The sequence below is a fragment of the Pseudomonas sp. FJ2-5-13 genome (genome assembly GCF_029201605.1).
Taxonomy (GTDB): Bacteria; Pseudomonadota; Gammaproteobacteria; order Pseudomonadales; family Pseudomonadaceae; genus Aquipseudomonas; species Aquipseudomonas lactis.
Genome location: NZ_CP104045.1, coordinates 1,740,220 through 1,751,978 on the forward strand (window position 1 = coordinate 1,740,220; position 11,759 = coordinate 1,751,978).

Annotated in this window: 9 protein-coding genes and 1 pseudogene; 6 read left to right on the top strand and 4 right to left on the bottom strand. The window is 60.1% G+C overall.

Annotation, left to right across the window (positions count from 1 at the left end):
- Nucleotides 1-29: 29 nt before the first annotated feature.
- From N2A98_RS27165 to N2A98_RS07830, 3 genes and pseudogenes are all read left to right on the top strand, one after another.
- Nucleotides 30-116 (top strand): annotated as a pseudogene (locus tag N2A98_RS27165) (outer membrane lipoprotein carrier protein LolA); the annotation flags it as partial.
- 39 nt (nucleotides 117-155) lie between these two features.
- A complete protein-coding gene (locus N2A98_RS07825) occupies nucleotides 156-677 on the top strand; it encodes a DUF6586 family protein (RefSeq protein WP_345774701.1) in 522 nt (173 codons plus the stop codon).
- 783 nt (nucleotides 678-1,460) lie between these two features.
- A complete protein-coding gene (locus tag N2A98_RS07830) occupies nucleotides 1,461-1,694 on the top strand; it encodes a hypothetical protein (protein WP_003189656.1) in 234 nt (77 codons plus the stop codon).
- Nucleotides 1,695-1,731: 37 nt separating this feature from the next.
- Here N2A98_RS07830 and sulA read toward each other — a convergent pair whose 3' ends face one another.
- Nucleotides 1,732-2,205 (bottom strand): SOS-induced cell division inhibitor SulA, encoded by a 474-nt coding sequence (gene sulA / locus N2A98_RS07835; RefSeq protein ID WP_044272906.1) that lies wholly within the window; start codon nucleotides 2,203-2,205, stop codon nucleotides 1,732-1,734.
- Between the two features lie 10 nt (nucleotides 2,206-2,215).
- Nucleotides 2,216-2,824, bottom strand: coding sequence for a transcriptional repressor LexA (lexA, locus tag N2A98_RS07840; RefSeq protein ID WP_003172575.1), 609 nt, complete (start codon nucleotides 2,822-2,824; stop codon nucleotides 2,216-2,218).
- 263 nt (nucleotides 2,825-3,087) lie between these two features.
- Between lexA and N2A98_RS07845 the strand changes: the two genes are divergently transcribed.
- The 3 genes from N2A98_RS07845 to N2A98_RS07855 all read left to right on the top strand — a co-directional run bounded on the left by N2A98_RS07845 (nucleotide 3,088) and on the right by N2A98_RS07855 (nucleotide 8,385).
- Nucleotides 3,088-3,795, top strand: coding sequence for a TetR/AcrR family transcriptional regulator (locus N2A98_RS07845; protein WP_003189661.1), 708 nt, complete (start codon nucleotides 3,088-3,090; stop codon nucleotides 3,793-3,795).
- A gap of 135 nt (nucleotides 3,796-3,930) precedes the next feature.
- Entirely contained in the window at nucleotides 3,931-4,941 is a 1,011-nt protein-coding gene (nagZ, locus tag N2A98_RS07850) for a beta-N-acetylhexosaminidase (protein ID WP_275623226.1), read from the top strand.
- A gap of 132 nt (nucleotides 4,942-5,073) precedes the next feature.
- Complete coding sequence (locus N2A98_RS07855; protein ID WP_275623227.1) at nucleotides 5,074-8,385, top strand: SNF2-related protein; 3,312 nt, start codon at nucleotides 5,074-5,076, stop codon at nucleotides 8,383-8,385.
- A 101-nt stretch (nucleotides 8,386-8,486) separates the two neighbouring features.
- Here N2A98_RS07855 and N2A98_RS07860 read toward each other — a convergent pair whose 3' ends face one another.
- Both N2A98_RS07860 and N2A98_RS07865 read right to left on the bottom strand, forming a co-directional pair.
- Nucleotides 8,487-11,177 carry a DEAD/DEAH box helicase gene (locus N2A98_RS07860; protein WP_275623228.1) on the bottom strand — a complete coding sequence of 897 codons (2,691 nt, stop codon included), beginning with the start codon at nucleotides 11,175-11,177 and terminating at the stop codon, nucleotides 8,487-8,489.
- A 9-nt stretch (nucleotides 11,178-11,186) separates the two neighbouring features.
- Nucleotides 11,187-11,753, bottom strand: coding sequence for a CsiV family protein (locus N2A98_RS07865; RefSeq protein ID WP_078802725.1), 567 nt, complete (start codon nucleotides 11,751-11,753; stop codon nucleotides 11,187-11,189).
- Nucleotides 11,754-11,759: the final 6 nt, after the last annotated feature.

Sequence of the window (11,759 nt, forward strand, 5' to 3'; positions counted from 1 at the left end):
GACGGCTTTTGCTTACTGTAGGAGCGAGCTTGCTCGCGAAGATCGTTAACGAAAACGCGGGAAGCCTGGCACCCAGCGGTGCCTGGAAGTTTTTCGCGAGCGAGCTCGCTCCTACACAGCCAGCATCACGCCTATTCGTTGTGGAGATTGCCGTCATGGCCAACGAACTCTATACCCGTACCAATCAGAAAATTTACTTCGCGGGTTTATCCCTGGAGGCCCTTGGTCGTGCCGAGGAAGGGAAAGAGATGAATGCCATCGCGCTGGTACAGGCGGGGCGCGAAGCGGCGTTGTTCCACCTGTACGGTGCCTTGCTGGGGCTGTGCCATGAAGTCGCCGGGTTCTACCGCTTGCCTCAGGCGGGCGCACCGCGGGCGGAATTGATCATGAATCGTGAAGTGCTGGATTCCATGGCCATCCCCGAGTTGGCCGAGTTGGTGGAAATGGCCCAAAGCCCTGACAGTTGGGTGGCGCGGCTGCTCAAGGCCCATGCGGATATGTTCCAGCCGCCGCGTATTCCCCATGTGCCCAAGAGGGATGTCACCCAGCCGCTGATCGTCGCTGTGGCGTTGGAGCAGGATGAGCCCAAGCCTTTGAGCCGTGAGGCGTTGGAAGGCTGGCGCCAGGAGTTGAAAAAGATGGCGTTGCGTTTTCGTGAAGGGCTGAACGAGTGCTGAAGGGGTTGCATTAAGCAAATGTGGGGGCTGGCTTGCCTGCGATGACGGCCTGCCAGCCGACACCTATCTACCTGACGCCCCGCGATCAAACTGTGGGAGCTGGCTTGCCTGCGATGGCGGCCTGACAGCCGACACCTATCTACCTGAGGCCCCGCAATCAAACTGTGGGAGCGAGCTTGCTCGCGAATGCGACCTGACAGTCAACACAGTTGGACCGGGTACATATCCGTTATTTAGGTAACTGCCACCTAGGGTTCCGCTCTGACAGCGGCTCACTTTTGAAAAGAGCCCAAAAGTAAGCAAAAGGCTCTTGCCCCACCACTCGGCACCTCGCTTGGGCTCGGTGTGCCCGAACGCAGGCTTGAATCCGTGGGCCGCCGCCACGCGCCATCCATGGCGCGGGGCGGCTAACCCGGCGTCCTGCCGGGTTACCCACGAATTCAAGCCTGCGTTCGGCCAGCGTGGTTTAACGGGGCGCCTAAGATCAAAAGCCAGATCAAGATCACAAGCAGATCAAGAGCAAGAGCTACTCGCTTCGCATCTTGGTAACCGTTGGCTGCTAGAGCTTACAAAGTTGTATAGACACTTATGCTGCGATAGCGGTGGCTCAGTTTGCTGATTATTCGCTGATACTCCGCCATCGAAGGCAAGCCAGCTCCCACATTGATTGGCGTGTTGCTCTGGGCACCATTCATCACGCCGTCAACAAACCTGCCCATATCCCCTGCGAGGCTGGGTGGATGACTGATATAATCCCAGGCCTTTCGTGGAGAACAGACTTTTATGCCAACGTCCTTTCTGGAAATTGTTGAACTGCCTGACGGCCGAATCGAACTGCGCCGGGCGGAGGACGAGGGTTCTCTGGTTATTCTGGATTTCTCCGAAGACGCCAAGGTCTTCCTGCAAGGCCAGCACGTCGAAGTGGCTAAAGCCATGTTGAGCGTGGGCGTGCAGATGGCAGGTCGCCTTGCCGAAGGTGAGCCGGAGAAAGAAGAAGGGCCGCGCGTTCTTCACTGAGTCCTTGGTGAAGGCTGTTTCTGTGGCGCGCCCGTCATTACCCCAATCGAATATTCAAACTCTGCGCATCACCCGTGCGCGCAGCGCTGATCAGTTGCTGCCTGGCGCTGGCATTCAGCGGGTTCAACCAGCTCACCACTGTATGGCTGCGGCCCAGGCGCAAGGCTTCGCAGGTTAGCTGCTGGGCACTTTGCGCGCCGCGTGGTTGCAGCAACAGGATGCGCTCACGGTTGAGCCCGGCGTCCCGCAGCCAGGCCTGAGTAAGGCTGGCGGGCGGGGCGATCAGTGTCAGCCAGCGGGCGTCCTGATCTTCGCTTAATTCGCGCAGGATAGGTGCCAACAGGTTCAGGCAGCTCTCAGCCGCACCGCGCAACGACAGTTCACTGAACGCCTCAGGTTCGCCGCCCCAGGGGGCTTCGACCGTGTCCTTGAGGATTGGCGCAAGGGGTTGGGCCATGAAGGCCTCGAACAGCGACAGTTGTGTGTGTTGTGGGGTGTGCACGAGCTGCATGATGCCTCCTTTAGCGGCGAATGACGCCGACACTCAAGCCTTCGATCACCAGGTCCTGGTCTTTCAGGTTAACTTCGATCGGGGCAAACTCAGGGTTTTCGGCCAGGAGCCAGACCTTGCTGCCTTCGCGCTTGAAGCGTTTGACCGTGACCTCGTCACCGATACGGGCCACGACGATCTGGCCATTGCGGGCTTCGCGGGTGGTATGGACGGCCAGCAGGTCGCCGTCAAAGATCCCCACGTCCTTCATGCTCATGCCGTGCACACGCAACAGGTAGTCGGCGCGAGGATGGAAGAAGGTCGGGTTGATGTTGCAGGATTCCTCGACGTGCTGCTGCGCCAGGATCGGCGCACCTGCGGCGACGCGACCGATGATCGGCAATGTCGACTCGTCGGCCTTGGCTTCGAAGCCAGGGATACGAATACCCCGCGAAGCACCCGGGGTCATCTCGATCGCGCCTTTGCGAGCGAGGGCCTTGAGGTGTTCCTCGGCAGCATTGGGGGACTTGAACCCCAGTTCCAGGGCAATCTCCGCACGGGTAGGCGGGTACCCGTTGTCATCAAGGCAGCGCTTGATAAAAGCCAGAATCTCAGCTTGGCGTGGCGTCAGTTTTAGCATGTTGATCGCTCTGTCTTTTTATACAGTGGCTGGGATTATATACAGTGAACTGCGCTTGGCAATCATCCTTTTTAGCGGCTCCGCTGGACGGTCATCCGTCAGCCGTCCTACAGAGCAGAAGCGGCGCTGCCTACAGAGCTGCGAGGATGTGATTAAATAGCGATGAATCAGATGACCGACCAGCCGCAAAGCGGACCCCCAGGCTTGACAAGACACACTCTGAAACGTATGTTTCAAACAAGTGTTTGTCAGGCGGAGTAGCCATGGCCCAGTCGGAAACCGTTGAACGCATTCTCGATGCTGCCGAGCAATTGTTCGCGGAAAAAGGATTTGCTGAAACTTCATTGCGGCTGATCACCAGCAAGGCAGGGGTCAACCTCGCCGCGGTGAACTATCATTTCGGCTCGAAAAAGGCCCTGATCCAGGCAGTGTTCTCACGCTTTCTGGGCCCGTTCTGCGCAAGCCTCGACCGTGAGCTGGAACGCCGCCAGGCCAAGGCCGATCACAAGCCTAGCCTGGAAGAGCTGCTGGAAATCCTCGTGGAGCAAGCGTTGGTCGTGCAGCCTCGCAGCGGCAACGATCTGTCGATCTTCATGCGCCTGCTGGGCCTGGCGTTCAGCCAGAGCCAGGGCCACTTGCGCCGTTACCTGGAAGACATGTACGGCAAGGTGTTCCGCCGCTATATGCTGCTGGTCAACGAAGCGGCCCCGCGTATTCCGCCTATCGAACTGTTCTGGCGTGTGCATTTCATGCTCGGTGCCGCCGCTTTCAGCATGTCCGGTATCAAGGCGTTGCGGGCAATTGCCGAGACCGATTTCGGCGTGAACACTTCCATCGAGCAAGTCATGCGCCTGATGGTGCCGTTCCTCGCCGCTGGCATGCGCGCCGAAACCGGCGTCAGCGATCCGGCCATGGCCGCCGCCCAGTTACGCCCACGCAGCAAAACCGTACCGGTCGCCGCCAAGGTTTGATCGCTGCGGGTGGGCGCGGCCGCTTGCATCCGCTAAGCTAGCCGCCATGCCGATTTCAGCTATTTATTCACAACCCGTCGTCCTTGCCGTGCCTGGCAAGGACGACGGGTTGTGTGCGTTATTTAAGGAAGGTTTATGACTGCTGCCCTGCAAGGTTCTTTGATGGTCGACGTCGCCGGTACCTGGCTCACGGCCGAGGATCGTCATCTGTTGCGCCAACCGGAAGTGGGCGGCCTGATCATTTTTGCGCGCAATATCGAGCACCCGCGCCAGGTTCGTGAGTTGAGCGCAGCCATTCGCGCAGTGCGCCCGGATTTGCTGCTGGCCGTGGACCAGGAAGGCGGCCGCGTGCAGCGTCTGCGCCAAGGCTTTGTACGCCTGCCGGCCATGCGTGCGCTGGCGGATAACCCCAACGCCGAATACCTGGCCGAACAATGCGGTTGGATCATGGCCACCGAAGTGCTGGCGGTGGGCCTGGACCTGAGTTTTGCCCCGGTGCTGGACCTGGATTACCAACGCAGCGCCGTGGTCGGCACCCGCTCCTTTGAAGGCGACCCCGAACGCGCTGCCGTGCTCGCCGGTGCCTTTATCCGCGGCATGAACAGCGCCGGCATGGCCGCCACCGGCAAGCACTTCCCTGGCCACGGTTGGGCCGAGGCCGATTCCCACGTCGCCATTCCCAACGACGAGCGCAGCCTGGAACAGCTTCGCGCCAATGACCTGGTGCCTTTCGCACGCCTGAGCAAGCAATTGGCCGCCGTGATGCCGGCGCACGTCATCTACCCGCAGGTCGATGCCCAGCCTGCCGGCTTCTCACGCCGCTGGCTGCAGGACATCCTGCGCGGTGAGTTGCAGTTCGACGGGGTGATCTTCAGCGATGACCTGTCCATGGCCGGCGCCCATGTGGTCGGCGATGCGGCCAGTCGGATCGAAGCGGCCCTGACCGCCGGCTGTGACATGGGCTTGGTGTGCAATGACCGTGCGGCGGCCGAGTTGGCGCTCAGTGCGGCGCAGCGGATGAAGGTCACGCCCTCGGCGCGGATTGCGCGTATGCGTGGGCAGGCGGTTGCGTCGACGGATTACAAACAGGATCCACGCTGGTTGGCGGCGCTCACAGCGTTGCGAGACGCTCAACTGATTGAATAAACGTCGCCTGCGCTGTTAAAGAAAGAGGCTTGGTGTAGGAAGCGTCTGGCTGTTGCTATAGCTATCTCTTACCGCTTTGTGGGAGTCGGCCTGCTTTAAATCGCGTTGCCGACCGTTGTAGAGTGCTGCCCCATGAATGACCTGATCGCACGTATCGTCGAGTTGGATTGGCAAGAGCGCTTTGACCCTCGTTCACTGGAGCGTGGTTTCGAGTACGCTGGCGAAAGTCGTCTCGAAATTGTCGAAGTGGGAAAACACCGGTTGATCGCGCGTTGCAAGGGCTCCGGCCGCAACGTCTACAACCAGGTGATCACCCATGTTGTCACATCAAATTGGGCGACTGTCGAGTGTGTGTGTTCTTGTCCGGTAGCGATCAATTGCAAGCACGCGGCCGCGGCGCTGTTTATGTTGACTGTCCTGCACGAAGACCTGAACCCGCCTGTAAAACAGCAAAAGACACCGGTTGAGCGCCTCAGCCCCCAGCTCGAAAAGTGGCTTGAAAGCATCCCTGAACCCACGCCTGTGGATGAGGAACACCCCAGGAATACGGGCACCTCTTTGCTGTACCAGCTCTCCCCCGATCCCTATTCGACGAGGTGGTCATTAGAGCTATATCGAGCGCGTGTGACGAAAAAAGGTGAGTACAGCGATATCAAGCCGCTGTACTCGATCGATGAGACATTGCGACGTGCTCCCGCCTATATGCATGAGCTGGATACACGCATTTGTCGATTGCTGTTGTTGAGCCGGTCTTATAGTTCCTATAACACCCGTTATCAGCTGGCCGGCGAACCAGGGGCCGAAATTCTTCAGTTGGCGCTGAAAACCCAACGTCTGTTTATTGAGCAGGGCTCTGGCCTGGCGCTTAAGCCCGGCCCGGCCCGGCCCGCGCGTTTTGATTGGGCCATGTTGTCCGATGGCAATCACATTCCCAAGTGGATCAGCAACGGGCGCGAGTTGGGCGAGGTATTGCCGCTTAAACCGCTTCATTATCTTGACCGCGATAACCTGGCTATCGGGGTGGTCGAGCACGGGCTGGACGATAATCTGGCCATGCATCTTTGCGCCTTGCCGACGATTCCAGCTGATCAGGTCGCGTTATTCAGCCATCGCATCAGTTCGATATCCAAGGTGATTCCTCCGCCGCGGGAGCTGACCGAGCGTGTGGTGGATACGTTAGAGCCTCAAGGATGTCTCACTCTGGGAAGCGATGAGTCCTACGTCTACAGCCAGGCGCACCATCGGCAAATGCTCACTTTTGAACACCGCGCCGCCTTGGCTTACCGATACGACGCCTGCCTGGTCAGCGGCAAAGGCACTGAGGACATCCTGTTTCTCAACGGCACCGAAACCCAGCGTATCCAACGCAAGCCGTTGGCTGAAAAAGCCCTGCGCAAGACCCTCACGAAGATCGGCCTTAAAGCGGTCACTCGCAAAACCCGTGCGCTGCCTGCCAGTGCCGGAGATATGTTCGATCTACCCACTGATGAAGCCTGGCTGCGCTTTGTTGAACGCGACCTGGCGGTTTTGCGCGAGGCCGGGTGGGAGGTGGTCATCCATCCGGGCTTTTATTACGACGTGGAGGCTGTGGATCACTGGTACGCGGACATCGAAGAGACGCCGGGTCATGAATGGTTCAACCTTGAGCTGGGCGTCGAGGTCAATGGCGAGCGGCACAGCCTGTTGCCAATCATGCTCGACTTGATGCGTCGTCAACCCAAGCTGCTTGATGCCACTTACATGGCTGAACGTGACGATGATGAGCGGGTACTGGTCAGTTTGGGCGCCGGCACTCACACCAAAGTCGCGCTGCCTTACGGCCGTATCAAACCCCTGATGGCGACCCTCGGCGAACTCTACCTGCGTGCACCTGAAGGCGATGCACTGCGGTTGAGTGCGCCCGACGCGGCACGGCTCAGCACCCTGGATGCAATACCCTTGGTCTGGCAGGGCGGCGAGCGGCTGCGTGATTTCGCCAAGCGTCTCAAGGAGGCCACGCACGTCAATGTACCTGCTCCCCAGGGCCTGAACGCCGAACTACGTGGCTACCAGCTCGAAGGTCTTAACTGGATGCAAGCCCTGCGCGAGCTGGACGTCGGCGGGATTCTTGGGGATGACATGGGCCTGGGGAAAACCCTGCAGGCCCTTGCCCATTTGCTCTGTGAGAAACAGGCCGGCCGCTTGCGGGCGCCTGCTCTGGCGGTGATGCCCACCAGCCTGGTCCCCAACTGGATGGATGAAGCCGCACGCTTTACCCCTCAACTCAAGGTCCTGGCGCTGCACGGCTCGCAGCGCCAGGCTGACTTCGCGCGCCTGGCCGATTACGACCTGGTACTCACCACTTACGCGCTGCTGTCGCGAGACCTTGAAGTGCTGCAGCCTCAATGTTGGAGTGTGCTGATCCTCGACGAAGCGCAAAACATCAAGAATCCCAATAGCAAGGCAGCCCAGGCGGCTCGTGAGTTGGAGGCCGGCCAGCGTTTGTGCTTGAGCGGTACGCCATTGGAAAACCACTTGGGCGAGCTGTGGTCACTGTTCCATTTCTTGTTGCCGGGCTGGTTGGGCGATAGCAAGAGCTTTAATCGCGATTACCGCACGCCCATCGAAAAGCACGGTAATGCGCAACGTATGCAGCACCTCACGGCACGTATCAAGCCGTTCCTGTTGCGGCGCAAAAAGGAACAGGTTGCTACGGAGTTACCGCCCAAGTCGGAAATCGTGCACTGGGTAGAGCTCAGCGATGCACAGCGGGATGTCTACGAAACAGTGCGTGTGGCCATGGATAAAAAGGTGCGCGATGAGATCAGTCGTCATGGCGTGGCCCGCAGCCAGATCATCATCCTCGAAGCCCTGCTCAAACTGCGCCAGGTGTGCTGTGACTTGCGCCTGGTCAAGTCTGTGCCGATGACTAAAGCGGCCAAGGCCGACACTGGCAAGCTGGGCAGCTTGATGGACATGTTGGAAGAGTTGCTCAGCGAGGGGCGGCGGATTTTGCTGTTCTCGCAATTCACCTCGATGCTGGCGTTGATTGAAGAAGAGCTCAAGCTGCGTGGGGTTGAGTATTCGATCCTGACGGGAGAGACCGTTGACCGACGTACGCCCGTTGAGAACTTCCAGGACGGCAAGACACCGCTATTCCTGATCAGCCTGAAGGCGGGCGGGACGGGCTTGAACCTGACAGCGGCGGATACGGTGATTCATTACGACCCTTGGTGGAACCCGGCGGTGGAAAATCAGGCCACCGACCGTGCCTACCGCATCGGGCAGGACAAGCCGGTGTTTGTGTACAAGATGATTGCCCGGGGCACGGTGGAGGAAAAGATCCAGGCCTTGCAATTGGAGAAGGCTGCGTTGGCTGATGGGGTGCTGGAAGGTGGCGCCAGTGCGGGTTGGAAGCTGGAGCAGCGGGATATTGAGGCGCTGTTTGCGCCTTTGCCAGGCTGAAGACCGCGGTGCGGCCTTCGCGAGCAAGCCCGCTCCCACATTTTGATTTGTGAATACATTCAAGTGTGGGAGCGGGCTTGCTCGCGAAGGCGGCCTAACAGTCAGCGCTTCTCTTGCTTGTTGGGCAACGGCGCAAACAACGCCTCAATCTCATCATTGCCCAACTGCCAATCCCCCGTGGTTCGCCCATCCAGCACGCCCGCCGCCAGATCGGACTTCTCCTTCTGCAAGTGCTGAATTTTCTCCTCCACCGTGCCTCGGGCAATCATCTTGTACACGAACACCGGCTTTTCCTGCCCGATGCGGTACGCACGGTCGGTGGCCTGGTTTTCCGTGGCCGGGTTCCACCAGGGGTCATAGTGGATAACCGTGTCGGCTTCGGTCAGGTTCAAGCCTACGCCGCCAGCCTTCAGGCTGATCAAAAAGATCTGCAGCTTGCCGCTCTGGAAATCCTTCACCGGGGTGCGTCGATCCCGGGTCTGGCCGGTCAGCAAGGCGTAGGCAACCCCGCGTTTTTTCAGTTCGGCCTCGATCAGGCTCAGCATCGAGGTGAACTGTGAGAACAGCAGGATCCGGCGGCCCTCGGCAAACAGCTCGTCGAGCATGTCCATCAGGCTGTCGAGCTTGCCCGAGCTGCTGCCACGGGCGGGCAGGGTAGCGTCGTTGACCAGGCGCAGGTCGCAGCACACCTGGCGCAGTTTCAGCAGGGCTTCAAGGATGATGATCTGGCTGCGGGCCACGCCCTTGCGGGTGATTTCGTCGCGGACCTTTTTATCCATGGCCAGGCGCATGGTTTCGTACACGTCGCGCTGAGCCTCGTTGAGGTCGACCCAGTGGATAATCTCGGTCTTGGGCGGCAGTTCGGTCGCCACTTGCTCCTTGGTACGACGCAGCAGGAAGGGTTTGATCCGACCGTTAAGGTGTTGCAATCGCACCTCGCTGGCGCGTTTTTCAATCGGCACGCGGTAATCACGGTTGAAACTCTTCACATCGCCCAGCCAACCCGGCAGCAAGAAGTGGAACAGCGACCACAGTTCGCCCAAGTGGTTTTCCAAGGGCGTGCCGCTCAGGCACAGGCGCTGGCGGGCATTCAGCTCGCGCGCGGCCTGGGCCGCCTTGCTGGACGGGTTCTTGATGTACTGTGCTTCATCAAGGATCAAGACGTGCAAGGGCAGGGCGGCGAGCTGTTCGATGTCCTTGGGCAGCAGGGCGTAGGTGGTCAGCAGCAGGTCGTAGTCCTGCAGGTTGGCGAAGTGTTTCTTACGCCCGGCGCCATAAAGTGCCTGCACTCTCAGTTGCGGGGTGAAGTGCGCGGCTTCATCCAGCCAGTTCGGAATCAGACTGGTAGGCATCACGACCATGCACGGCCGATCAAGGCGCCCAGCGATTTTCTCGGTAAGAATATGCGCCAGGGTTTGCAGGGTTTTACCCAGGCCCATGTCATCCGCGAGTATCCCACCCACCTCCAGTTGGCGCAGTGACTGCATCCAGCTCAAGCCTTCCAGTTGATAGGGGCGCAAGGTCGCATTCAAGCCTTCAGGCGCCGCGCAGGTGAAGTCCTTGATATCGCGCAGGCGCTGGGCGAAGTTACGGATCTTCTCGCCGCCTTCCCATTGCAGTGGCAGGTCTTCCAGCGGGTTGAGGCGAATCGCGTCGGCCTTGGCCAGGCGCAGCGCGGTGGTGCCGGCTTCCTGCAGGTAAAACTCGCCGAGGGTCGCCAGCACCGGCTTCAAGCGGCCGTAGGGCAGCGCCACTTGCAGCGGGCCGTGGCCGTTGGGCAGGCCGGGGATGTTCACCAGGATCAGCTCTTCATCGCGGCGCCGCGCGAGCTTCTCCGGGTTGAGAATCTCGGTATGGGAGCGCATCAGGTTCAGCAGGATCGGCAGCAGGCTCAAACGTTCGCCGTTGACGATGATGCCCAGCTCCAGGTCGAACCAGTCACGTTCCGGCCCTTCATCGACTGTGGCATACCAGTCATCGACGGGGCTGAGGTCGAAGCCGAAGTCTTCATCGATCTGCAGTTCCCAGCCCTCGGTACGCAAGGTCGGCGACACATTGAGGGTGAAGTTCAGCCAGGCGCTGTCATTGACCATCTCGAACAGCTCGCCGGCACTTTCCGGCAGGGCCTTGCTCTGGCGCGTGGCGATCTTGAAGCCAAGCAGGCGCAGGTGTTCGCGATAGGCCTGTTCCTGCTCGGGTTGGCGCTTGATCCGCAGGCTCTGGGTCTCCTGGCGCACGATGATGTCGGCATTTTTTTGCCCGCTGACATAGTTGCCCAGGTAGTTGAACGACAGCGCCGCACGGTGCTGGATATAGCGCTGCATCTTGCCGTTGCGCGGCTCGAACGCGCTGAACTCCACGCTGGCCAGCCACAGGCGCGGCACCGGTGGCACGTCGTCCATCACCACCTGGGGCAGGACCACGCGGTTATCCAGCACTGCCTGGAGCTTTTCCAGCAGTTGCGCATCCTGGGCCGCTGCCGGGTAGGCCAGGGTTTCCTGAACCTTGAGCAGCACCGCCGCAATGTGTTTGCAGTTGGTGTGTACCGGGCACGTGCAGCGGCTGTCTACCAGGATCAGCAGGCCCTTGGCCGATTCGCGCAGTGAGATGGTCTGGCGGTAAACGTTGCCGCCCGAGCCTTCGCAACTGGCGGTGATGGTGCTGTCGCCGCACTCGACGATGCGCACGCGGTTTTCCAGGGCGTAGCGCCGCCCGCGCTCAAGGCTTTGCTCTTTGAAGCGGTTGGCCCACGAAGGGGCCAGGGGTTTGGTCAACGACGACGTCAGGGGCATGGCGCGCAATCAGTCCTGAAGGTCGGGCGGTGGAGCGCTGGGTGGCTTGGCGGTCAGCGAGGTGATCTTGATCAGCAGCGCCAGGTGGCCGCCGTCCAGGTAGTTGAGCTGGTTGTTCTTGGTGCGCACGTCTTTCTGGCTCAAGTGTTCGCTGGCGATCACGCTGCCGTTGCCGTCGAACTGGTTGATCCAGAAATCCGCGTCGATATCGGTAAAGCGCCCCAGTTGCAGGCTCAACACGCCTTCGATAGGGAACTGGCCGAATTGCTCCTGGCCGTCGGTGATCGCCACCTTCACCGGTTGCTCGCCCAGGTTCTGTTCCCAGGCTTTGTGGGCGAGCACCGTGTAGTTGGCGTCGGCGCGCAGCTTGTCGACGATATTACCCAGGCGCGGCGGGCTCATCCGCTCGCCCAGGCGCGGCGCGCCTGCATCCCAGTTTTCCGGGGCGGCGCGGCTGTTGATCACCGGTTCCGCATTCTGGCGCACCAGGATCATTTCCACCTGATACAGGCTGTCGGCAAAGGCCGAAGGTGCGAGTACCACCAACAACAGGCTCAAAATGCGGAACACGCGCATGGGGGC